At 71.4% G+C, this 23637-nt stretch carries 14 protein-coding genes; 9 read left to right on the top strand and 5 right to left on the bottom strand.

Annotated features, from left to right (window positions below; translation table 11 throughout):
• Positions 1-767: 767 nt before the first annotated feature.
• Positions 768-3512, bottom strand: coding sequence for a sensor domain-containing protein (locus tag FKR81_RS32075; RefSeq protein WP_235921879.1), 2745 nt, complete (start codon positions 3510-3512; stop codon positions 768-770).
• Positions 3513-3748: 236 nt separating this feature from the next.
• Here FKR81_RS32075 and FKR81_RS32070 point away from each other — a divergent pair, with 236 nt between their 5' ends.
• Complete coding sequence (locus FKR81_RS32070; protein WP_146357714.1) at positions 3749-4909, top strand: beta-ketoacyl synthase N-terminal-like domain-containing protein; 1161 nt, start codon at positions 3749-3751, stop codon at positions 4907-4909.
• A 15-nt stretch (positions 4910-4924) separates the two neighbouring features.
• On the opposite strand, the gene FKR81_RS32065 is transcribed toward FKR81_RS32070, so the two are convergent.
• Positions 4925-8182, bottom strand: coding sequence for an AfsR/SARP family transcriptional regulator (locus tag FKR81_RS32065; RefSeq protein ID WP_146357712.1), 3258 nt, complete (start codon positions 8180-8182; stop codon positions 4925-4927).
• A 158-nt stretch (positions 8183-8340) separates the two neighbouring features.
• Here FKR81_RS32065 and FKR81_RS32060 point away from each other — a divergent pair, with 158 nt between their 5' ends.
• The 3 genes from FKR81_RS32060 to FKR81_RS32050 are packed head-to-tail and all read left to right on the top strand — an operon-like array spanning position 8341 to position 10131.
• Positions 8341-8769 (top strand): hypothetical protein, encoded by a 429-nt coding sequence (locus FKR81_RS32060; RefSeq protein WP_146357710.1) that lies wholly within the window; start codon positions 8341-8343, stop codon positions 8767-8769.
• A gap of 52 nt (positions 8770-8821) precedes the next feature.
• Positions 8822-9652 (top strand): hypothetical protein, encoded by an 831-nt coding sequence (locus tag FKR81_RS32055; RefSeq protein WP_146357708.1) that lies wholly within the window; start codon positions 8822-8824, stop codon positions 9650-9652.
• An 8-nt stretch (positions 9653-9660) separates the two neighbouring features.
• The gene (locus tag FKR81_RS32050) at positions 9661-10131 is read left to right on the top strand and encodes a GNAT family N-acetyltransferase (RefSeq protein WP_146357706.1); all 471 of its coding nucleotides are present in this window, start codon (positions 9661-9663) and stop codon (positions 10129-10131) included.
• A gap of 55 nt (positions 10132-10186) precedes the next feature.
• On the opposite strand, the gene FKR81_RS32045 is transcribed toward FKR81_RS32050, so the two are convergent.
• On the bottom strand, positions 10187-13276 hold the full coding sequence (locus FKR81_RS32045) for a M14 family metallopeptidase (protein WP_146357704.1): 3090 nt from the start codon (positions 13274-13276) through the stop codon (positions 10187-10189).
• A 206-nt stretch (positions 13277-13482) separates the two neighbouring features.
• Between FKR81_RS32045 and FKR81_RS32040 the strand changes: the two genes are divergently transcribed.
• From FKR81_RS32040 to FKR81_RS32025, 4 genes are all read left to right on the top strand, one after another.
• Positions 13483-13974, top strand: a complete 492-nt coding sequence (locus FKR81_RS32040) for an ankyrin repeat domain-containing protein (protein WP_146357702.1) — start codon at positions 13483-13485, stop codon at positions 13972-13974.
• Positions 13975-14009: 35 nt separating this feature from the next.
• Positions 14010-15881 (top strand): S9 family peptidase, encoded by a 1872-nt coding sequence (locus FKR81_RS32035; protein WP_235921878.1) that lies wholly within the window; start codon positions 14010-14012, stop codon positions 15879-15881.
• 93 nt (positions 15882-15974) lie between these two features.
• Positions 15975-17345 carry a type VII secretion-associated serine protease mycosin gene (mycP, locus tag FKR81_RS32030; protein ID WP_186763291.1) on the top strand — a complete coding sequence of 457 codons (1371 nt, stop codon included), beginning with the start codon at positions 15975-15977 and terminating at the stop codon, positions 17343-17345.
• Positions 17346-17421: 76 nt separating this feature from the next.
• Positions 17422-18306 carry a phosphatase PAP2 family protein gene (locus tag FKR81_RS32025; protein ID WP_146357698.1) on the top strand — a complete coding sequence of 295 codons (885 nt, stop codon included), beginning with the start codon at positions 17422-17424 and terminating at the stop codon, positions 18304-18306.
• On the opposite strand, the gene FKR81_RS32020 is transcribed toward FKR81_RS32025, so the two are convergent.
• Entirely contained in the window at positions 18210-19595 is a 1386-nt protein-coding gene (locus FKR81_RS32020; RefSeq protein ID WP_146357696.1) for a serine hydroxymethyltransferase, read from the bottom strand. The two genes, FKR81_RS32025 and FKR81_RS32020, sit on opposite strands and share 97 nt — an antisense overlap.
• Before the next feature lie 107 nt (positions 19596-19702).
• On the opposite strand from FKR81_RS32020, the gene FKR81_RS32015 reads away from it, so the two are divergent.
• A complete protein-coding gene (locus tag FKR81_RS32015) occupies positions 19703-20827 on the top strand; it encodes a PucR family transcriptional regulator (RefSeq protein ID WP_146357694.1) in 1125 nt (374 codons plus the stop codon).
• Between the two features lie 3 nt (positions 20828-20830).
• Here the strand turns inward: FKR81_RS32015 and FKR81_RS32010 are convergent, their stop codons facing one another.
• On the bottom strand, positions 20831-23626 hold the full coding sequence (locus tag FKR81_RS32010) for an nSTAND1 domain-containing NTPase (protein ID WP_146357692.1): 2796 nt from the start codon (positions 23624-23626) through the stop codon (positions 20831-20833).
• Between the last annotated feature and the right edge of the window lie 11 nt (positions 23627-23637).

The following is a 23637-nucleotide window of genomic DNA, read 5'->3' as shown; positions in this document are numbered from 1 at the left end:
GGGCCTTGACATGGGGCCCCTCGCGGCGTGGTGGGCCGGCTCCGCCGGCAGGGAAGGGAACCTGCCGGCCGTTGAGGTGTACCACGCCGCACCCCATGTCAAGGCCCAATCGCGCGGTGCCCACCACGAGGTGACTGCGGATACGCACACTCCTTGCCTGATCACACCGGCCCGCCTGCCGCCGGGCCCGCCAGCCCGGCCCACCTGCGGCTGGGCCTGCCTTCCGCCCGATGCGACACACCCCTGGCCCTGCCGGGCCGCCGCTCGCGGCCGCGAGTGTGCTCACGCGGGCGTCCCCCCGCACCCGAGAACCCCCCGAACCGATGCTGCCAGCCAACACCGACAATCCCCGGCCCCACCGGCAAGTCAGCCGCGAAAACCGGGGGTGCGACAGCCCGCAACATCCACAGCGCAGCGTGGACCCGGCGAGCGAAGCGACGCCGGCACACCAAGCAGCCCACCACGAAACCGGCAGCAACGAAGGCGGGCCACACCCCGACCGGCAGGTACCAAAGAAAGAGCGCCCGCCGCACTCCCAACCCCCGCACTGCCAACCGAGCGCGGCCCCCGAACACAAACCGGCAGCCGAACAATCCCAAGCATCCGGACGGCCGGGGGTGGGGAGGGGCTCGCGGATCAGGCGCAGCCTTGCCATATTTTCGGTTGGGGGTCAAGACGTCTTTTTGTCTTGACCCCCAACCGAAAATATGGCCACCGTGAGGTGATCCGCGGGCCCCTCCCCACCCCACACCGCAAAGCCCCGACGCTCAAAAAGACCGCCGCAACACCAGATCCACCTCAGCAGCGGGAACAGGCCGCCCCACGAGATACCCCTGAGCCTGGTCGCACTTCAACCCGCGCAGGATGTCGAGCTGGAACTCCTGCTCAACCCCTTCAGCCACCACGGTCAGATCAACGGCGTGGGCCATCGCGATGATGCTGGTGACAATCGCTTTGGCGTCCTCGGACTCGCCGAGCCCGGCGATGAACGACCGGTCGATCTTGAGCATGTCCAACGGCAACGTGAGCAACTGGGCGAGCGACGAGTACCCGGTACCGAAGTCGTCGATCGCGAGCTGCACACCGAGCTCGCGCAACGCGGCGAGCGTGCGCCCGGCGACCACGGGGTCTCGCATGAGTGCGCTTTCGGTGATCTCCAGGCACACGGCCTGAGCGGGCAGGCCGGTGGACCGCAGCACGTTGCGCACGGTGTGCACCAGCAGGGGATCGTCGAGCTGCCGGGCGGACAGGTTGACGGTGAGCTGGAGGTCGGGAAGTCCCGCGCGCAGGGCGACGATCTCGCACGCCGCGGTGTGCAGCATGTGGACGCCGATGCGGTTGATGAGGTCGCTCTCCTCGGCGATCGGGATGAACTCGGCCGGCGAGATCAGCCCGTGCTCGGGATGCGCCCAGCGGAGCAGGCCCTCGACGGTGGACGTGGTGCCCGTGCGCAGGTCGGTGATCGGCTGGTAGGCCATCCACAGCTGGCCGGTGCGCGGCGCCTCGCGCAGGTCCTGTTCGAGGCGCAGCCTGCGGTGGGTGCGTTCGCGCAGGTCGACGTCGAAGAACGCGTGGCGTCCGCGGCCCTGGGTCTTCGCCTGGTACATGGCCAGGTCGGCGTCGCGCAGCAGGTCGGCGCCGTCGCGGGTGTCGTGCTGGTCGGCGATCACGATGCCGATGCTCGCGTCGACGTAGAGGTTGCGGCCGTCGGCGCTGATGGGCTTGTTCAGCTCGCTGCGGATGTGGTCGGCGAGCGCGGTGGCCTCGTCGGTGGTGGTGATGCCGTACGCGACGACGACGAACTCGTCGCCGCCGAGTCTGCCGACCACGTCGCCGCGGCGCGCGCTGTTGCTCAACCGGGTGCCGACGACCTTCAGCACCTCGTCGCCCGCGCTGTGGCCGAGCGAGTCGTTGATGACCTTGAACTTGTCCAGGTCGATGAACAGCACGGCGGTGTGGCCCGAGCGGTGGCCGCGGGCGGTCGGGCTGAGCCGGTCGATGGTGACGGTGCGGTTGAACAACCCGGTGAGCGCGTCGTGCGTCGCCTCGTGCTCCAGTTGCCCGTCGATCATGCGGCGCTCGGTGATGTCGGTGAACGACACGACCACGGCCGTCGGTGGCGTGCCGTCGGCGTTGATGGCGCGGCTGCTCACCGAGAGCCAGATGCTGGGCTTGTGCGCCCGGTCGACGCGGACGATCCGGCCGTGCTGCGGCTCGCCGGTGAGCCGGGTGTGCGCCGACGGGTAGTCCGCCTCCGGGATGCGGCCACCGGCCTCGTCGAAGAACTGCGCGGCGGTGATGGGCGTGCCGACCGCGACGTGCTCCTGGATGGTGAGGATCCGCTCGGCGGCCGGGTTGACGGACTCGACCAGGCCGCTGGGCCCGATCACCATGACGCCCTCTTCGATGGCCGCGACCACCGCGGTGAAGTGCTGCTCGGCACGTCTGCGCGCGGTCTCGTCCGCGCAGATCAGCACGTACCCGTCGGTCATCGGGGCCACCGACACCCGCACCGCGAGCGCGCTGCCGTCGGATCTGTAGTGCACGGCCTGCGCCACGCCGCCGGACTCGAGGATGGCCGCCGGGTCGAGTGACGCGCCGACGGCGTGCTGGATCGGCTGGCCGATCGCGTCCGCCGCCGAGCGGCTGTAGACCGTCTCCGCGCTCGGGTTCCAGCTGGTGACGACGCCGTCCGCGGTGGTCGCGATCAACGCGTCGCTGACGTGCGCGACCAGCGTGGCCTGGTAGTTCACCGCCGCGGCGGCGGCCTTCTGCTCGGTGACGTCCCGCATGATCACCTGGAACGCGGGACGACCCTCCCAGGTGGTGCGGACGGACACGGACTCGACCTCGACCGTGCCGCCGTCGAACCGCAGCAGGACCGCGTCGGCGGGTTCGCTCGCCGCGCCCGGCTCGCCCAGCTCCGCGATGCGGCGCTGCATCGCGATCACCGAGTCCGGGTGCACGAAGTCCGTGATGGGACGGTGCAGGATCTCGGCGTCCGACGACGCGCGCACGAACCGGACCGCGGCGGGGTTCGCGTAGACGACGCGCCCGGCTTCGTGGACCACGATCGCGTCGGGGGACAGGTCGACGAGCAACCGGTACCGGTCGGCCAGGTCCGTCATGGCCTGTTGCTGGAGGTGCTGGCCCGTCACGTCTATCGCGACGCCGACGAGGCTGCGGCCGCCGTTCTGCTCGGAGACGCGGGCCCGCAGCTGGATCCAGCGGATGTCACCGGTGGCGAGCCGGCACGGTTGTTCGAGCTCGAAGTCCTGCCACACGGGCGCCGCCTGCGCGGCGACGGTCAGCGGAGCGATCAGCTCCGCGATGCTGCTGCGCAGCTGTTCCTCGTCCGCACCGGCCATGCCCAGCATCTGGTCCAGACCGGACAACCAGGCGAAATTGCCGGTGGCGAAGTCGAACCACCACACGACAGCTGCCCCGACCGACAGCGCGAGGTCGACCACCAACTCGTGGTCGAACTCGGCGTCGCCCATGAGCTCCTTCACGACGACAGGTCCGTTTCGCGGTGGCGCCACCGTGGAGTCCTACTACATCTGCGACGTAATTCCCACCCGTCTGATGCACACACGGTGTGCCGTTATATCGGATCACGTCCACCGTGGACCATGTTTCGATCCTGTTACCCGGTGGCGGCGGAAGGCGGTTTCCGCAGCAGATCCGCCCATTACGATGGTGGTGCCGCTGTCGTGACTCGGCTCTCGAGTTGGAGGGGAGCGAAAATATGGCTGCGAAAGGCGTGGCGATCTGCGGGATCGGCGTCGTCAGCGGGTACGGCTGGGGCCGCGAAGCCTTGTGGGACGGGCTGATGAGCGGTAAACCAGCCGCCACGGTGGTGTCCGGGCTCGGGCAGCACCCCGGTGACGAGGTCTGGGCCGCGTGCGTGTCGGACGCGGGCAACCCCGCGGACGGACCCAGCAGATTCGCCAGAGCCATGCGCGCGGCCGCCCGCGAGGCGATCGGTGACGCCGGCGACCGCGGCTGGCAGCCGGGTCGCCGAGTCGGTCTGCTGCACGCCGTTGTACTGGGCGAAGTCGACCTGTGGCGCGACTTCTACCGGGCCCGCGGCGGTGCGCTGCCGATGCGCGACTACCTCGCGATGATGCCGTCCACGCCGATGTCGACGGTGATGCAGGAATACGGTTTCCACGGCCCTGCGATGAACGTTTCGGCCATGTGCGCGTCCGGGAACGCGGGGTTGATCACCGCGAAGTCCTGGCTGGACGCGGGCATCGTCGACGACGTCGTGTTCGTGGCGACCGACCTGTCGCTCACGCCCGAGAACGTCTCGCACTTCGTCCGGCTCGGCGTCGCGATCGTCGACGCGGAACCGCTGGACGCGTGCCGTCCGTTCCAAAGCGGCAGCAGGGGCTTCATCATGGGTGAAGCGTCTGTGGCATTCGTACTGTCCTCCAGGGCCGAACGGCCGTACGCGCTGACGCTCGGTGGCGCCATGTCGCACGACGCGTACCACGTGACGTCCATCGACCCGGACCTCGGACAGATCACCGGCTGCTTCCAGGACGCACTGGCCAACGCGGGCGTCCCCGCCTCCGCCGTGCGCTACCTCAACGCGCACGGACCGGGCACCGTGCAGTGCGACCGCGCCGAAGCCGCGGTGCTCGACCACCTGTTCCCGGCGAACACCGAGGTGTACTCGGTGAAACCGCTCACCGGGCACTGCCAGGGCGCGGCGTCCGCGGTGGAGGTGGCGGTGACCGCACTGGGCTACGACCGCGGTCTGGTGCCCGCACCACCCGTGGTCGCGACCGGCCACCCGCGGCTGCTGGACGGCCCCTCCCGGATCACCGACGGCATCACCATCAAGTCGTCGCTGGGCATGGGCGGGCACAACTCGGCGGTGGTGCTCGCACCGCCCGCATGAGTCCGATGTGGACGGTCAGCGCGGGCTGCGCGTCCGCTGGGTGAGGAGCGCGCGGACCTCCGCGGTTTCGGGTGCGCCGATGTCGGCGAACAGGTCGAGCGCGTCGCGGAACCGCGCACAGGCGGTGGCGGGATCGGCCTTGCCCAGCACCACGAGCGTGCGCGCCTCGCCGAGGCGGTGCCCGGTCTCGCGGTGGATCGCGAGCGCCAGCCGCGCGTCGTGGATCGCCTCGTCCACCCGGTTCAGCGCGAGCCGCAGCCGGGCGAGCGCGGTGAGCGCCTGGCCCTTCAGCAGCAGGTAGCCGTGCTGGCAGGCCATCGCGACCGCCTGTTCGGCGTGACAGACGGCGCTGTCGAACGACCTCAGGTGCCCGTGCGCGACCGCGAGTCCGATCATCGCCTCGATCTGCGGGTCGGGCGCACCGATGTGCCTGCCGATCCGCAACGCCCGCGTGGCCTGCTCCACCGCCTGCTCGTGCTGCCCCAGGTGGTCGTGGATGGTCGCCGCCGTCGCGAGTGCGATGGCCTCGAGCAACCGGTTGCCGGTCTCGCGGGTCAGCGGCAGTGCCGCGCGCGCCGCGTCCAGCGCGTCGGCGTAGCGGCCGGCGTCGCGGTGGACCACCGCGAGCTGGCGCAGCGTGGCGCCCTCCAGGTGCCTGTTGCCGAGCGCGCGCTGGATCGCCAGCCCCTCGGTGTGCAGGGCGAGCGCGGTGTCGAGCCGCCCTCGCAGGCACGCGACCAGGCCGATGTGGACCAGGTCGACGCCTTCGCTGGCGTGCATCCCGAGCTCCCGGTCCATCGCCAGCGCCCTGGTGAACAGCTCCTCGGCCCGCTCGAACCGCCCGAGCTGCCGGTACGTGAGGCCCAGGTTGCTCAGCTTCGACGCGTACCCGGCGCGCCATCCGTGCCGTTGGTCGATCTCGGCCGCGCGGGTGAAGTGCTCGGCGGCGCGTTCGAGGCAGCCCATCTCCCAGTGCGTGACGCCCAGGTTCCCGAGCGCGGCCGCTTCGCCTTCCAGCCAGCCGGTCTGCCCGCTCAGCGCGATCGAGCGGGTGTAGAGCTCGACGGCACGCGGGTAGACGTTGCGGCACCGGTACGCGTCGGCCAGACCGAAGTACGCGCACGCCATCGCTTGCCGGTCACCGGTCGCTTCGGCGGCGGCGAGGCCGGCCTCTGCGGTCGTCATCCAGTCCGCCCGGTGGCCGCAACCCCAGAAGTAGCCGCGCAGCGCGTCGGCCAGCTGCCACGCGTTGACCAGTGGCCCGTGGGCGGCGGCGTGCCGGATCGCGGCGACGAGGCACGCCCGCTCGGCGTCCAGCCAGCGCACCGCTGCCGAGTCGTCGGCGAACGAGGTCACCGGTAGCGCGGCGGTGTCGATCGCGGGCAGCGGCACGCGCAGCTTCTCGGGGTACAGCTGGTGGGCCGCGCGATCGGCGGTGACCAGGTACCAGTCGTGCAGGCGCTGGAGCGTGGCGCGCCGCTCGGCGGCAGGCAGGCACGCCTCGGCGCGTTCGGCGGCGTAGGCGCGCAGCAGGTCGTGGAACGCGTACCTGCCCGCGGTGTGCTCCTCGACGAGGTGCGCGGCGGTGAGCCGGTGCAGCAGCAGGCGTGCGTCGCCGATGGTGGTGCCCGCGATCGCGGCCGCCGACTCGACGGTCACCTCGGGGCCGGGCACCAGGCCGAGCAGGCAGAACATCCGCCGCGCCTGCGGGGCGAGCGCGGCGCAGGACAGGTCGAACGTGGCGCGCACCCCGGTCTGCTCGTCACCGTCCACGGCGAGCGAGCTCAACCGGTCGGCGCCGGTGAGAGTCGTGACGTACCAGGCGATCGGGCGGTGCGGCGCGTCGGTGACGGCCGCGGCGGCGATGCGCAGCGCCAGCGGCAGCCACCCGCACGCCCGGCCCAGCTCGGTCGCGGGCTCGCGTTCGGCGCGCACCCGTCGCGTGCCGACGACCTGTTCGAGCAACGTCATCGCCTCGTCCGGCGTGAGCACGCCGAGGGTCAGCCTGCGGGCCCCGTCGCGGGCGACCAGCCCGCTCAGCCGGTCCCGGCTGGTGACCAGCACCAGGCAGCCGGGTCCGGCCGGGAGCAGCGGCCGGACCTGCTCGGCGGTGGCCGCGTTGTCCAGCAGGACCAGCATCCGCCGATCGGCCAGCAGGCTCCGGTACTGACAGGCCGCTTGGTCGGCGTCGAGCGGGAGCTGCCGCGCGGGCACCCCGAGCGCCCGGAGGAACCCGGTGAGCGCCTCGATCGGGCTCACCGGCCGGCACGGCGCGAAGCCGCGCAGGTTGAGGTACAGCTGGCCGTCGGGGAACCGCTCACGCACCCGGTGCGCCCACCGGACGGCCAGCGCGGTCTTGCCGACCCCGGCCATCCCGTCGATGAGGGTGACCACCGGACTCGGGTCGCGCAGCCGCGCGTCCAGCTCCTCCAGGTGCTCGTCGCGGCCGGTGAACGCGGCCACCATCGCGGGCAGCTGGGCGGGTGCGATCGGCGCGGCGGCGTCGTGCGCCGACCGGTACGCCTCCATCGCGTCGCCGCCCGCGAGTATCGCGCTCTCGATGCCGCGCAGCGTGGCGTTGGGCTCGACGCCGAGCTGGTCGACCAGCGTGGCCCTGAGCTCGCGGTACGCCGCCAGCGCGTCCGCCTGCCGGTCGGCGCCGTGCAGCGCCAGCATCAGCTGCGCCCACGGTCGTTCCCGCAGCGGATGCGCCCGGACGTGCGCGCGCAGCTCACCGACGAGCTCCGCGTGGCGGCCGCGGAGCAGGTCGACGTCGACGCGGTCCTCGAGCACCGCCTGCCTGCGTTCGTCCCAGCGCCGCGCGTGCGTCTGGCAGGTGTCCGTGCCGATGCCGTCCAGCGCGGGTCCCCGCCACAGCGCCAGCGCGTCGGCCAGCAGCACGGCGGCCTGCTCGAGCGCGCCGGCGGAATGCTTGCCCAGCAACGGCTCCGCGTCGGCCACGAGCTCGTCGAACCGGTCGGCGTCCAGCTCGCCGGGGCGCACCTCCAGCAGGTAGCCGGGTGGGCGCGTGACGAGCGGCTGGCGCTCACCGGCCAGCGCGCGGCGCAGCCGGACCACGCAGCCCTGGAGCAGCCTGCGCGCCGCGGGTGGCGGCTCGTCGCTCCACAGCTCGCTCATCAGCCGATCCGCTGACACCACGTGGTTCGCGTTGAGCAACAGCACCGCGAGCAGCGCGCGCTGCTGCGGCCCCCCGACGGCCACCGGCCTGCCGTCGTCCCAGACCTCGAGAGGTCCGAGGATCCCGAAACGCATCGGGCCGAGTATTCAGCACCGTTCCGGGCTCATGTACCTGCTTTCGCAGGCATGCGACGCCTACCCGCGAACCGGGTTCCAGCTTTGTTCCAGCCGTCTTCCAACAGGAGGTCGGTTGACTCCCGCCCGACATCGCCACATCAGGTGGAGGACTCAACATGAGGTTCAGGAAGCTCACCGCAGTCGCGAGTGCCGCCGTCGGCATCGCGGCGTGCGTGCTCGTGGCGCCGGCGGCGAACGCGGCGCCGCCGGTGGCCGCTGCCGGATCCGGCGCGTTCGTCATCTGGCGCGACACCAACTTCACGGGGCTGTCCGCCAGCATGAACAACCACCTGCCCCGCTACGGCAACCTCGTCTACGCGGGCACGTCCGTCAAGATCGACGACAGCGCCAGCAGTGCCGCGAACTACGCCCCGGACTTCGTGCTCATGGCGTTCCGCGACGGGTTGGACGCCTGCGACCACACCGCGCCGCTGCTGCTGTTCTTGCGCCAGGGGCAGGTCAGCGCACAGGAGAGCTGGTTCTACGCGAACCTCGGGTCCAAGGGGTTCGACAACAAGATCAGCGGCCACTGCTTCCGCGGCTGACGGATGCGGGGGTGGTCCGGCGGTGCCCGGACCACCCCTGGAGGAGGTGGACATGACGACCGTCCGGTGGTGCGGCGTGCTGCTGGTGCTCACCGCGTGCGCTTCCGGCTCAGCCGAGCCGCCGGTCGGCGCGATCCCGGTGGTGCGCACCGGCGCCGACATCGTGCTCCCGCTGGACCGGTTCCAGCAGACCAGCGACCGCCGCGAGTTGTTGTCCAAGGCGGTCGACGTCGTCGGTGACCGGTGCATGCGGCGGTTCGGTCTCGAGTGGAAGAGCGACCCGGCTCCTCAGCCGTCCCTCTCCAACACCGGCCGGTACACCAACCTGGATCCCGCGGTCGCGTCGGCCGACGGCTACCACTCGCGTGCCGCCGGTGGCCCGCCTCCGTCGGCGCTGCCCGCCGACGCCAAGGCGGTGTGGCTGGGCGAGGGCGTGACCGCCTATCGCGGTGTGCCCGTGCCCAGCGGTGGCTGCGTCGGCGAGGCGATGCGTCAGCTGAAACCGGGGATCGAGCAGATCGAGGCCGGGCTGCCGCAGAAGCTGCAGTGGCAGTCGTTCGCACTCACCAGGCAGGACAGCCGGGTCACCGCGGCCTTCGCCAGGTGGGCGTCGTGCATGCAGGACAAGGGTTTCCGCTACCCCGACCCGCCCACCGCCGCGAACGACCCGCGCTGGCGGACCGAACGGCCGAGCCCGCAGGAGACCGCGACCGCAGTCGCCGACGTCGACTGCAAGCTGCGGACCAACGTGGCCGGCGTGATGCTCGCCGTGGAAACCGCCTACCAGCAGCGCTTGGCCGACGAGAACGCCGGCGCGCTCGCCGCCGTGATGGCGTACGCCGACCGGGAACTCGCGATCGCCCGGCAGGTCGTCCAGGGTTGAATGGCGGCATGACCACGCACCTCCGCGAGATCACCGACGCCAACCGCGACGCGGTGTGCGCGTTGCGCGTTCGCCCCGACCAGGAGCAGTTCGTCGCCTCCGTGGCCAAGTCGCTCGAGCACGCCGCCACGACGCCCGAGGGCGAGCCCTGGTACCGGGCCGTGTACTCGGGCGACGAGCCGGTCGGGTTCGTGATGCTCAGCTGGAACGTGCCGCCCGGCCGTCCCGGCATCCTCGGGCCGTTCTTCCTGTGGCGGCTGCTCATCGACGAACGCCACCAGGGCCGCGGGTTCGGCCGGGAGGTGGTCGCGCTGGTCGTCGACCTCATCCGCGCGGACGGCGCCACCGAGCTGCTCACCAGCTACCACCCCGGCGAAGGTGAGCCCTGGCCGTTCTACCGGGGGCTCGGGTTCGAGCCCACCGGCGAGATCGAGGACGGCGAGATCGTCCTGCGGCTCGCGCTCAGCGGTCGTGAGTGATCAGGAGGCCTATGGCACACCAAATCACTCACGACCTCTGACCAGCGGCTCCCGCTCAGCCGAGCAGGTAGCTCATCGCCCTCTGCATCACCTGGTTGCGCGTAGCCGCGTCACTGATGCCCTCGAAGCCGAACCCGAAGTAGAGGGTGTCGTCGGTCTTGACGACCGCGCCCTCCGGGAACCCGGCCGCGGTGGTGCGCACCCAGTCGTTGGGGTTCGGCGGGCTGCCCGCAGGCGGCCCGGCGACCGTCCAACCATCCAAACCGGACTCGAAGGACGTGGACCCCTCGCCGGTGGTCACGACGACGTCGTCCACGAACACACCGAGCCCCTGCACGGCCCAGTCGCTCGCGTAGGCGATCGACACCTCGACCTGCTTGCCCGCGTAGGCGGCCAGGTTCACCGACCACTGCTGCCAGCCGCCGGACCCGCCGGACGCCGCGTTCCACACGCCGGTGGTACCGGTCGCCGTGCACGTGTTGTCCGGGTTGAGGGTCTGGTAGTGGTCGAGGTGCGGGTGCAGATCGCGCCAGCCGGCCGCGCAGCTGTCGCCGGGCGTCGTCGTGGTGTTGCCGTTCTGGTCGGGCAGCGTCGTCCAGTCGGCGCCGCCCGCCGTGCGCGCCTCCACGAACAGGTGGTCCCACGCGGGTTCGGTGTCGTAGGACGTCCAGAACGACATCTGGGCGCCGCCTGCCGGGACGGTGATCGTCCTGGTCAGCCGCTTGTACGCCACGTCACCGATCTGCGAGTACGCGTAGTATTCGCCGGTGTGCGGTGCGAACGGGCCGCCAGGGCGGTCCCATGCGCCGGCGACGGAGCTCTCGAACTGCGGGTACACCGCGACCGGTAGCAGGCCGCTGGTCGTCAGGAACGACGCGCTGTGGTCCTGGTTCTGCGCGCTGTCCGCACCGTTGAAGCCCCACGACATCCCGCCGTACGGTGCCGCGAGTCCGTTGACGTCGAACAGGTCTCCGTTCTCGTCGGTGCCCGAGTCCTCGCTGACGACCCCGGCGCCGAACCAGTACTCGATGACGTCGTTGACGTTGTCACCGGAACCGCTGAGCGGACGGCACCGCGCCGTGATGGCCGGATCGCTGCACTGCTTGTTCTCGAACGGGTCGTAGAGCTGCGTGCCGTGGCCCGTGGCGTACTGGTGCCCGGCGTACTTGCCGGTGTAGAGCACCTTTCCGCCCTCGTTGAGGTAGTCGCGGACCTCGAACAGCTCGGTCTGCGCGAGGCTGGAGGCGTTGCCCGGACCCCAGCCCGCTTCGCGCGTGACGACGTCGTCGCCGGTGTACCAGACGACCGCCTGGTAGTGGCTGAGCACGCCGAGTGCGTCGGGTGCCTTGCGGCCGTTGGCATCCACGTCGTAGACGTCGTGGCTCACGCCGGCCGCGGTCAGCGCGTTCGTGTAGTACGACAGGTACTTCGGCGCAGTCACGCCGGGCATCGCGGGCGACGCGCCGGTGTAGTCCTCCGCGGAGAGCACGAGCACCTTGTCGCCGGTGTCGGAGACGGCCTTGTACGTGAACGAGCTGCTGGTCTGGCCGCCGCCCTCGAACCACACCTTGACCGTGTCACCGGGTTGCGTCCCGGTCACCACGCCGCTGACGACGTGGTAGTAGTTCGAGTTGCCGACGCCGTACCGCTCGCCGCCCTGCCACTCCTTCGTCGACGTGCTCTGCACCGGCCCGGTGCCGATCTGCCACTTGGCCTGCACCGCGCCGAGCGACTTCTTCGCCAGCACGCGGACCTCCTGCGGGTCACCGTAGGAGACGTCGAAGGTGAAGTCCATCATGGACAGAGGGCTGTTCTCCTGGTCCAGGTCGGCCTGGTCGAGGTAGAACGGCTTGACGGTGATGCCGACCGCGGACTTCGGGTTCGCCGGGTCGGTCGCGGACCGCGCGAGCGACAGCGAGAACGGCAGCGTCTTCTGGAACTCGGCCTCGACGAGCGCCTCGTCGTCGGGGAACACGAAGCCGCAGCCGTCGCAGCCCTCGCTGAGCTCCGGCGTCATCGACACGGTCCCGTTGCGCGCGTCGGCGTAGTCGGTGGTCTCACCGTTGGTCACGTACAGCTCGTCGGAGCTGATGCCGGGGTCGAACCCGGCGATCGCGGGCGTGGCGTCCGTGCCCGCCAGCGCGACGTAGATCGGGTTGTCCGCCTCGGGCGACCCGGTCTGCCAGCCCTGCGGGTAGAGGATCCACTGACCCGCGGAGTGCCAGTTGGACTGGAACTTCGGCTTGATCCGGTCCAGCAGGCCCTGCATGGCCCTGGTCTCCGGCTCGGACGTCGCGCCGGGCCCGCGGTAGGTGTCGCTGGCGGCCGCCGACGACGAGCCCTCGTTGTCGTAGTTGAAGTGCTCGTCGAAGTTGCGGTTCGGGTCGACGCCATCGCCGACGTTGGCCTGGCCGTTGCCGTCGTTGTCGCGGAGGTTCTTGCGCCACAGCCGTTCCGCGTCGAACGTGTACTGGTAGCCGTCCGGGTTGGCGACCAGCACGAACCACAGCTCGGTGTCCTTGAGCAGGTTCTTGATCTCCTTGTCGCCCGCCTTGAAGCGGTCGACGTAGTGGTTCAGCAGCCGCCGGTTGACCTCGGTGCTGATCCACTCCCGCGCGTGCTGCGTCGACGAGTACAGGACTGCGGGCCTGCTGCCGTCCCGGACGCCGTTCGCGCCCTGCGTCACCTTGACCGCGATGATCTCGCGCCCCTGCCCGGTCTTGCCGAGCACCTCCAGCTTGACGAGGTTCCTGTTGTCGCGCGCCAGCGCGTACAGCTGGTCCCTGATTCCGCCCGCCTCGTCGTATGATCGCCACACGGTGAACCCGTTGACGGCCTGGTCGGCCGCGAGTTGCCTGGTCGTCTTGCCGTCCTTGGTGCGCTTGAGCTTCGCGTCCACCCCGCGTCCGGCGAGCGTGGCGCGTTCGGTCTCGGACAGGACGAGCTCGACCTGGACCTGATCACCGACCGTTCTGCTCTCGACGACGTCAACGCCTTGTCTGGACAGCTCACCAGCCTTCTCCGGGGTCACCTCGGCGATGTAGACGTCGAGCGGATCGGCGCTCGGAGCGGCCTGGGCGGGCGACACCACCACGCCGGCGAGCACGAGTGCCAAAGAGGACAGGACTGCTGCGGACCGCTTCATGGCGTTCCTCCGGGACGTGCGTGGTCAACGCAAGACGGCAGAGGACGTTACGCCGATCGGCCGTTACATCCACGGGCCATTAGGCCTGACATTCATACGTGGAACGCATGAACGGCGCGTCACCGAACAGACGCATCAAGTTAGCATTGGACGTAGTCGTTCCGATGTCGTGCCGCCGAAGGACAGGAACTGCATAAGATCCGCCGATGGACTTGGTGACAGCCGTATCCCGGCGTCGCGCCGACATCGCCGTGGTGCGGCGGTTGCTGGACGAGGGCGCGGATCCCGGCCAGTCCCGAGAGGACGGTGCGCCGGTGCTCACGATCGCCGCGGGCCACTTCAACGCGGAGCTCGTCGAGCTGCTGCTCGCCCGGCTCCCCTCGACGCCGCCCGACGGTCCGGTCGTGAAGCTGACCGAGGACCGGTTCCTGGTGCGGGGAGACCTCGCCGACTGGGTGTGGGTGCTGCGTCAGGCGTTCGGGCGGTGGGGCGACATCTCCTTCGAGGACATGTGCGGGCTGCTGCCCGACGGGCTCCCCCTGCTCGCCGAGCGGTTCGAGCGCGCGGGCGGCTCGATCGTCATCGACGACGAGGACCTCGCGATGGCCTACTCCGCCGCCGGGTACCTGGCCTCGGTCGCGCACGTGCAGGACCCGCGGGTCGACCTGGTGCACGACGCGATCGAACCGATCGACTGAGCTGTCCCGCGATGGACTCTGCGATGGACTCTGCGATGGACTCTGCGATGGACTCCGTGCTGACGGCCGAACTGGTGGTCGACGGGCTGGTGCCGAAGGTGCCTCGGGTGTCCCCGGACGGCCGTTGGGTGGCGTACGTGACGGCTCCCGTCGGGCACGCGGGGGAGCGGCCCACCGGGGACCTGTGGGTCGTGCCCGGTGCCGGTGGTGAGGCCCGGAAGCTGGCTTCGGGCAACGACCTGGGCTCGCCGCGGTGGGCTCCGGACTCGCGGTCCGTCTACTACCTCGTCGGTGCGCAGGTGCATCGCGCCGGTGTGCTCGGTGGTGCGCCCGAGGTGCTCACCTCGTGGTCGGGCGGGGTGGACGAGTGCCTCCCGCTCGACGCCGGCCGCGTTGTCGTGATCGCGCCCGACGGGCCGACCGAGGAGGACCGGCGCCGGGAAGCGGAACGCGACGACGCCGGGGTGCGGGGCGAACGGGCGCGGCTGTCCCGGTTGCGCACGCTCGACCCGCGGACCGGGGAGATCCGCACGCCGGACGTGCTCGGCGGCAGGCACGTCGTGGAGGTGGCCGCGCGGAGCGACGGGCTGCTGGCGGTCGTGACGTGGCCGGTGCCCGACCTGGATCCCGGTGTGCTGCACCCCGAGCTGCACGTCGTGGACCTGGCGGGCGGAACGGTGCGGGACCTCGGCAGCGCCGCGGTGGAGGCACGCAGGCCGGTGTGGTGGCGGGGCGACGACGGCTGGCACGTGAGCTACCTCGGCGTGGTGCCACCCGGTCTCGTCGGCGGGTGCGCGGTGTTCGACGTGACCGAAGACGGTGTGCACCGCGACCTGACCACCGGTATGACGAGCTGTCCCGCCGACCTGGCGACCGGTCCGCTCGCACTGTTCGCGGACGGGCTCGACACCGTGCTGCGCCAACTCGACCCGGCGACGCTCGAGTTCGTCGAGGTGTCCCGGATCGAAGGGCAGGCCGAGTCGTTGTCCGTCAGCCGAAACGGTGACGTCGTGGCCGCGGTCGTCAGCACCGCGTACGAGCCGAAGAACATCCACATCGGACAACCGGGTGGGCTCGCACAGGTCACGGACACGAGGCCCGAGCTGCGTGGTGTGCGATGGGGCGTTCAGGAACGCCTCGCGCACCAGGCGGATGACGGTCTGGCATTGGACGGTCTGCTGGTGCTGCCGCCGGGAAGGACGCGGGAGGACGGGCCTTTCCCGTTGGTGACCCTGGTGCACGGCGGACCTTACGACAGACACGCGGACCGGTTGATGCTCGACTGGTACCCGTCCGCGCAGTGGCTGGCCGCCGCCGGGCTCGCCGTCTTTCTGCCGAACGCCCGTGGCGGCAAGGGGCACGGCCACGACTTCGCCGCGTGCGTGGCCGGAGCGGTCGGCCTGGACGAGTGGACGGACGTCCTCGCAGGCCTGGATCTCCTGGTGGCACAAGGGGTTGCCGATCCGGAGCGGCTGGGAATCGGCGGCTGGAGCCACGGCGGTTTCGTGGCGGCGTGGGCGGTCGGGCAGACGGATCGCTTCCAGGCGGCCGTGATGGGAGCGGGTGTGAGCGACTGGGGCATGCTCGCCGCCACCGGCGAAAGCGGGCCGTTCGAGGCGGCGCTCGGCGGCAGCGCGGGCTGGGAGGGCATCGGCCCGCACCCGCACGACCGGCTCAGCCCGATCTCGTTCGCCGCCAACGTCCGCACCCCGGTGCTGATGCTGCACGGAGCGGACGACACCAACGTTCCGCTGTCCCAGTCGGAGGCGTTCCACCGCGCGCTGCGCCGGTTCGGTGCGATGCACGAGTTCGTCGTCTACCCGCGTGAGGGTCACTCCATCCGGGAGCGGAACCACCAGCTCGACGTGCTCAGGCGCACGCGCGACTGGTTCTGCCGGTGGTTGTAGCCGGAAGTCGTTCCTCTTCCTGAAATTCGCTACAGGCCTCGAACCGGCTTTTGTGGTCATACTGCGCCACAGGGGAAGCCGAAGGGGGTCGGTGTGATCAGGATTTGTGCTGCCGCGGTGCTGCTCGTGCTGTCCGGACAGGTGCCTGCGTTCGCCGCGCCGAAGGAGTACGAGCCACCGCCGTTGCCCGCGAACGCGCAGTTGCCGCCGCGGGGAACGGAAGGCGCGCCCGCGCCGGACGTGCCGTACGTGAGCAACGGCCAGCAGTGCATCGGGTCGAGCGCCAAGGGCAAGACCGTCGAGGACATCCCGTACGGGCAGCTGCGGCTGAACCTCGAGCAGGCACACAGGTTCGCGACCGGCAAGGGGGTGAAGGTCGCGGTCATCGACACCGGTGTCGTCGAGCACCCGCTGCTCAAGGGGCGAGTGGCCGGTGGCGGTGACTTCGTCGAGAGGTCCAACGGCAAGGTGGACTGCGACGGTCACGGCACCGAGGTCGCCGGTGTGCTCGCGTCGAGCGAGGACGCGAGCGGTTTCGTCGGCGCGGCACCGGAAGCGGAGATCCTGTCGATCCGGCACACCAGCGACCGCTTCGAGTTCAAGGGCACCGCCTCCGAACCGGCACGCCCCAGGGCGGGCAATCTCAGCACGCTGGCGAAGGCGATCGTGCACGCGGCCAGGTCCGGCGCCGAGGTCATCAACATCTCGGTGACGAACTGCGTTGCCCCGCAAGAGTTCTCGGCCAACGACCAGATGCTGCAGGCGGCGATCCGGTTCGCCGTGGACAAAGAGGACGTCGTGATCGTGACGGCTGCGGGCAACCTCGGCCCGACCGGGTGCCCCGACCAGAACGACAATCCGGATCCGCGGGACGTGAAGGTCGTCGCGTCGCCGCCCTTGTTCGCCGACGACGTGCTGTCGGTGGCGTCGATCGGGGAGAACGGGACCGTGTCGCAGTTCAGCGTGTGGGGGCCGTGGGTGAGCATCGCCGGGCCGGGCGAGGGCATCGTGACCCTGGACCCCGGCGGCCCCGGACTGGTCAACGCCGGCATCAGCCCGGAGGCCAAGGAGCAGCAGCCGATCGTCGGCACGAGCTTCGCGTCGCCGTACGTCGCGGGCGTGGCCGCGCTCGTGCGCGAGCGGTTCCCGGCGCTGACCGCGCGGCAGGTCATGGCGCGGCTGAAGGCGACCGCGCAGCACCCCGGCAACACCGACGGGCGTGACCACAAGGTCGGGCACGGCATGGTCAACCCGGTCGCCGCGCTGACCGCCGTGATCCCGGCCGAACGACCGGGCGCGACGCCGCCGAGGATCACGCCGATCCACACCGTGGTCAACCCGCCCGCCGAGAGGAACTGGCGGTCGCTGGGGTTCGCGCTGGGCGGCGCGGGGACGGGTTTCGCGCTCCTGCTGTTCACCCTGTTCGTGGTGCACGCGGTGCGTCGCAGCAGGGCGCAAGCCTGACGAGGGAGTCACCCGGTCCGGTGGCGATCCGTCCTGAAAGGACCGAACCGGCTGCTGACGCACGACACTCGATGTCGTGCTGCTGGATCAACGCGCTGAGACGACGGAAGTCACCGCACGCCGCTGGCTGGTGATCGCGATCGCCGCCGCGGCGGTGGCGGTGCTGGTGTACGTGCTGGCGGTGTGGACGACCGCGGGCCAGCAACTGGAGAACGCGGCCCTGCGCGGCGCGGACGAGGCGAACGCGGGCGAGTCCGGGCAGGCCTGGCACGCGCTGGGGCAGATCACGGTCTACTCGCTCGCGCTGGCCGTGGTGGCGGTGGCGCTCGTCGGCGTGCTGCGCAGGCGGTGGGACCTGGCCCTCGCCGCGGTGGGGGTCGTGGTCGGCGGGCAGGTGGTCGTGCAGGTGCTCAAGCGGTTCGTGCTCGTGCGGCCGCACCTCGTCGAGGTCACCGGCGACTACGCGCACAACAGCCTGCCCAGCGGGCACACCACGATCGCGATGACGGTGCTGTTCGCCGCGCTGATCGTGGTGCCGTACCGGTGGCGCGGCGTGCTCCTGTTCTTCGTGCTGCCGTGGGCGGTCGGCATCGGGCAGTACACGCTGACCGCGAAGTGGCACCGGCTCAGCGACACGCTCGCGGCCGACGCCATCGCGCTCGCGCTGGCCGCGCTGGCGTCGTGGTGGCTGGCCCGGCGCGGCGCGCTGCACCGGCACACCGGGCGCAGGCGCACGGGCCGGGTCGTGCTCATCGTGTTCTGGGCGTGCTCCGGCGTGCTCACGTTCGCGCTCGGCGTGTTCCTCTGCCTCGTGCCGCTGTTCCGGGAAGGGCTGGGCGCGGTGAGCGGCTACGAGTGGGTGATCTACCTGGGCGCCGGGTCGCTGGCCTCCGCGGGGTCGATCTGCGCGGCACTGGTGTTCACGGCCAGCTGGCGACGAGTGGACACCGAGGCCGTGTAGTGCACGCCGGAGAACTGCCTGCGCCACGCGCTGACGTCCGCGGTTACCTCCAGCGGCTCCACCAGACCGCGGGCGACGAACCCGGCCAGGTCGGGCATGTCCTGCGGCTTCATCCCGATGCGGACGATCTCCGGGGTGCCGAGGCGCAGACCGTTCACGTCGCCGTCGACCGACGGTGCGGGCAGACCGATGCCGCACGTCAGGATGTTGGCCTCGCGCAACGTGCGCGCGGCGTGCTGCCCGCCGCCCCACCGCTGGGCGCTCAGCGCGAACTGGTGTGACGTCGTGCCGCCGTACAGCGGCAGGCCCAGCGCGGCCAGCTCGTCGGCTAGGCGTGCGGCGGTCTCGACCATCGCGGCCGCGTAGGCGCGTCCCGCGACCTGCCAGTCGATCATCGTGACGGCCAGCGCCGCGGACTTGGCGACGTCGAAGTTCGCGGTCAGGCCGGGGAACGCGATGCGGTCGACGCGTTCGGCGAGCTCGGCGTCGTTCGTGACGACGGCACCGCCCGCCGGTCCGCCGAGGCTCTTGTAGGTGCTGAACGTCATCAGGTGTGCGCCCTCCTCCAGCGGCTGCTGCCACGCGTGCCCGGCGATCAGGCCGCACAGGTGCGCCGCGTCGAACAGGACCTTCGCGCCCACCTCGTCGGCGATCTCGCGGATCTTCGAGACGGGATGCGGAACCAGGTTCAGGCTGCTGCCGATCGTGATCAGCTTCGGCCGCACCTCGTGCGCCAGCACGCGCAGCGCGTCCACGTCGACGGTGTAGCGGTGCGGGTCGACGGGCGCGGGAACGGTGTTCAGCCGGTACTGCCCCGCCGAGCCGCCGGTGTGGTGGGTGACGTGCCCGCCGATCGACGGCGGGGGCGCGATGATCGTGTCGCCGGGCTCGCACGTCGCCATGAACGCGTAGAGGTTGGCGACCGCGCCGGACGGCACCCGGATCTCGGCGTAGCGGGCGCCGAAGACCTCGGCGACCAGCTCGGCGGCGATGACCTCGATCTGCTCGATCGCCTCGAGGCCCATCTCGTACTTGTCGCCGGGGTGCCCGAGCGACGGCCGCGAGCCCAGCCCGGCGGACAGCATGGCCTCGGCGCGCGGGTTCATCACGTTCGTCGCCGGGTTCAGGTTGACCGAGTCGACGTCGTGGATGCGGCGGTTCTCCGTGACCAGCCGGTCCAGCTCCGCGAGCTGGGCCGCCGGCGTTCGCTGGGCCGTTGCCGCCGCGATGGCGCGCACGCGGTGCTCGGACGGCTCGGCGACCCAGGGGCGGTGAGCGAGTGCGGCCATCAGGTGCTCCTCCGGTGACGTGGTGCGAGAACGGTAGGCACTCCGGCCGCACGCCCGCACCGGTCGAACGCTCGGACTGGCGCCCCGCGTCTCGTACATTTGTCGGAGTGGTGCTCGAACAGGTCCAGCAGGAGCTCGACGCGCTCGCCGTGCGGCTGGGACGCAGCCTCACGATCGACGGCGTGCACGGCGACCTCATCGCCTACAGCACGCAGCGCGACGACGTCGACGCGGCGCGCGTCTCCACGATCCTGCTGCGCCGGGTCGCCCCCGAGATCAGGGAGTGGGAGCAGCGGCACGTCGCCGCCGACGCCACCGACCCGGTCCCGGTGCCCGCGAACCCGCGGCTCGGCCTGTCCGCCCGCTTCTGCCTGCCGCTGCGCAGGCGCGGCCGTCACCTCGGCTACCTGTGGATTCTCGGGTCCGAGCTGTCTGGCGAAGATCGGGATGCCTTGCGGCGAGCTGATGCGCTGGCCGACCTGCTGGACGTCCGGTCACGCGTCGGCTCCGCACCCGGCCGGGAGGTCGACGAACTGGTCGGGCGGCTGTTCGGCGAGAGCCGGACCGAGGCCGGTGCGCAGCTCGCGGCCGCGGTGCCGGGGCTGGTCGACGGGACGATCACCGTGGTGGCGGCCGTCGCGGCACGGCCGGGGCGCGGTGGTGCGCGGCCGTTGAGCGCGGCGGAGTTCAGCGCGCTGGCCGGTGCACTGACGCCCGTCCTCCGCGCCGAGACCGCCTACGTCGGTGCACACGTCACGCCCGCCCACGCGATGGTCGTTCTGCACCGGCGGGGGCTGCTCGGCGAGATCGACGAGGTGGTGGGGAAGTGCCTCGCGGGCGAGGTCGTGCTGGGGGTGAGCGAGCCCCGGCCGTTGGACGCGGCTCTCGAAGCTCGCGACCAGGCGCTCGCCGCCGCCGAGCTCGCCGCGCTCGACCCGGCGCTCGACCGGCACTGCGACTGGTCGGGGCTCGGGCCCTATCGGGGGTTGATCGGCGGCCAGGACGATCCGCTGGCGCCGCTGGACACCCCGATGCTCGTCGAGACGCTGGAGACCTACCTCGACCTGGGCGGGGACGTGCAGGCCACGTCGGCGCGGCTGAACCTGCACCGGAGCAGCCTGTACTACCGGCTCGACCGGATCTCCCGGCTGCTCGGGCGCGACCTGTCCGACGGATTGGTGCGGCTCGACCTGCACCTCGCGCTCAAGATCAGACGGCTGCGCCGACGCTGACCACTACGGGCACGGTGGCTGGAAGTCCAGGTCGGGGAAGTGCTCCGCCCACTCGGCCTCGGTCATCCGCGGCGGAGGCAGCGCGCACACCGATGCCGCCCCCTTGTCCGGGTCGAGGTCCTGGATCTGCGCCGTCCGGTCGGTGCTGGACGTGGCGAGCCGGGTGCCGTCCGGGCTGAACCGCACGGACTGCACCGACCCGCTGTGCCCGGTGATCACGGCGCGCACCACGGCGTGCGCGGGGTCGGACACGTGCCACAGCCGCGCGGTGCTGTCGTCCGCGCCGCTGGCCAGCGTGCGGCTGTCCGGGCTGAACCCGACGGCCATGACCACGGCACCGTGCCCGGTGAGCGTGGTGAGCAGCTTGGGGGCGGCGCGGTCGGTCACGTCCCACAGCCGGATCGTGCGGTCGTCGCTGCCGGTCGCGAGCAGCTTGCCGTCCGGGCTGAACGTCAGCGACGGGACCATGTCCGAGTGGCCGGTCTTCAGCACCGTGACCAGCTTGGTCTGCCGCGGGTTCGTGGTGTCCCACAGGTGCACCGTGCGGTCGTCGGCCCCGGCCGCGAACGTCCGGCCGTCGGGGCTGAACGCGACCTGCTTGACGATGGACCCGTAGTCGGTGAGGTGGGCGATTTCCGTTGGGGCGGAAAGGGTGCTGACGTCCCACAGCCGGGAAGTCTGGTCGTAGCTGCCCGAACCCAGCGTCCTGCCGTCCGGGCTGAACGCGACGGAGTAGACGACGTTGGTGTGACCGGTCAGTGAGGTGATCTTGCGCGGGGCGCGCGGGTCGGTGATGTCCCACAGCTGCACGGTGCGGTCGACGCCCGCGGTGGCGAACGTCCTGCCGTCGGGGCTGATCGCGACCCCGTACACGGCGCCGGTCTGCGCGGTCGCGAGCTCGACCGGCTCGGCGGGATCGTTGACGTCCCACGTCTTCACGGTCTTGTCCGCGCTTCCGGTGACGAGCAGGCGCCCGTCGGGTGCGTAGACCGCGGCGTTGACGGTGCCGGTGTGCGCGGTGATCGGGTGGGCGAGGACGCTGAGCAGGCTGTCGCGCGCCTCGGCCGTGGGGGAGAGGCGGTACGCGGCGAGGCTCAGCTGCGCGGCCAGCGGGCGGTTCACCGTGCGCAGTGCGACCGCCTCGGCGCTGACCTTCTGCGACAGCACGGCGTTGCGCTGCACGGTCATCTGGCTGCTCGCGCGTCCCGCGTAGACGGTCGCGACCGTGCTGACCACGAGCAGCACCACCAGCAACGCGGTCAGGTACCGCGACCGCCGGACGCGCCGCTTGCCGGCCGCCACGCTGGCGTCGAGGAACGCGCGTTCCCGGCGGCTCAGGTGTGCGGGCGGGATCTCGCGCGCGAGGTCGAGCCGGGTGCCCCGGTACAGCGCGCCCTGGTCGTGGTCGAGCGACTCCCACGCGGTGGTGGCCTCGGTGAGCTGGCGGTGGCGGCACAGGTTCTCGCGGTCGTCGTCGAGCCAGCCGCGCAGCTGCGGCCAGCAGCGGATGAGCGCCTCGTGGGTGATCTCGACGGTGTCGCGGTCGAGCGTGACCAGCCTGGCCCCGGCGAGCTGCTCCAGCACCGGCTCGACCTCGGGATCGAGCTCGGCGCGCTGGACGCGGCGCTTGGTGTCCTCGGTGCCCTCGCCGAGCTCGCACAGCCGCACGAAGACCTCGCGCGCCAGCCGTCGCTGGTCTTCGTTCAGCGCGTCGTAGACACCCTCGGCGGTGTGGGCGATGGCCTGCGCCATCCCGCCCGCCGCCTCGTACCCGGCGAGCGTCATGGTCGAGCCGCGCCGTCGCCGCCACGTCTCCAGCAGCGCGTGCGACATCAGCGGCAGCACACCCGGCCTGCCGGTCGCGTCCGCCACCACCTGCGACACCAGCTCGGCCTCCGCCTGGCCGCCCACCCGCAGCGCCGGTTCGGTGACGGCGCTGCGCAGCTCCGCCGTGGTCATCGGGCCGACGACGACCTGGGCGTCGCGCAGCACCCCGACCAGCTCGTGGTGCTGGGCGCAGTGCGCGTAGAAGTCGGCGCGCACGCCGATGACGATCCGCACCTTCGCGGCGGTGTCGAGGAGGCTGAGGAACCGGGCGCGCTCGGCCGCGTCGCGGCAGACGGTGAACAGCTCCTCGAACTGGTCGATCACCAGCAGCAGGCCGTCCGGGGCAGGCAGCACGCCGTCGTTCCTCAGCTCGGCGAGCACCGCGGCCGCGGAACCTCCGCTGAGCCTGGCCAGCCGGATCGCCAGCTCTTCCAACGGGTGCGCACCTGGCGCCATGACCAGCACCGGACCGGTCGCCAGCCCGCGCAGCCCTGTGGCGCGGGCGTGCAGCAGCCCGGCGCGCAGCAGCGACGACTTGCCCGAGCCCGACGGCCCGACCACGGCGACGAACCGGTGTTCGCGCACCCGCTCGCACAGCTCGTCGACGAGCCGGTCCCGGCCGAAGAACCACTCGGCGTCCTCTTCGCCGAACGCCGCCAGCCCGGCGTACGGGCCCTCGTCCGGCGCCTCGGCGACCTCCGGTGCGTTGATCTCCCCGACGACCTCGTGCCAGCGGCTCTCCCACTCGTCCACGTCGCCTTCGCAGGCGCGCACGTACGCTAGCGCCACGGGCAACGTCGGCAGCTTGCGCCCGGCTGCGGCGTCGGACAGCGCCCCGCTCGAGTAGTGCGCTCGCTTGCTCAGCTCGCGGTACGGCGGGGTGCCCGCCTTCTGCCGCAGTTTCCGCAGGTCCTCCGCGAACCGGAGAACTGGGCCGTCCTCGCCGTCCAGCGGACGTTCGGTACGCGCCACGTGACACCTCC

The sequence above is a fragment of the Lentzea tibetensis genome (genome assembly GCF_007845675.1).
GTDB classification, from domain to species: Bacteria; Actinomycetota; Actinomycetes; order Mycobacteriales; family Pseudonocardiaceae; genus Lentzea; species Lentzea tibetensis.
The sequence above is the reverse complement of the archived record's forward strand: the minus strand, read 5'-3'. Positions and strand labels throughout refer to the sequence as shown.

Coding starts and splice junctions, on each gene's coding strand:
- FKR81_RS32045 (WP_146357704.1), bottom strand. CDS start 13,276: ATGAAGCGGTCCGCAGCAGTCCTGTCCTCTTTGGCACTCGTGCTCGCC.
- FKR81_RS32040 (WP_146357702.1), top strand. CDS start 13,483: ATGGACTTGGTGACAGCCGTATCCCGGCGTCGCGCCGACATCGCCGTG.
- FKR81_RS32055 (WP_146357708.1), top strand. CDS start 8,822: ATGACGACCGTCCGGTGGTGCGGCGTGCTGCTGGTGCTCACCGCGTGC.
- FKR81_RS32070 (WP_146357714.1), top strand. CDS start 3,749: ATGGCTGCGAAAGGCGTGGCGATCTGCGGGATCGGCGTCGTCAGCGGG.
- FKR81_RS32050 (WP_146357706.1), top strand. CDS start 9,661: ATGACCACGCACCTCCGCGAGATCACCGACGCCAACCGCGACGCGGTG.
- FKR81_RS32060 (WP_146357710.1), top strand. CDS start 8,341: ATGAGGTTCAGGAAGCTCACCGCAGTCGCGAGTGCCGCCGTCGGCATC.
- FKR81_RS32020 (WP_146357696.1), bottom strand. CDS start 19,595: ATGGCCGCACTCGCTCACCGCCCCTGGGTCGCCGAGCCGTCCGAGCAC.
- FKR81_RS32035 (WP_235921878.1), top strand. CDS start 14,010: ATGGACTCTGCGATGGACTCCGTGCTGACGGCCGAACTGGTGGTCGAC.
- FKR81_RS32065 (WP_146357712.1), bottom strand. CDS start 8,182: ATGCGTTTCGGGATCCTCGGACCTCTCGAGGTCTGGGACGACGGCAGG.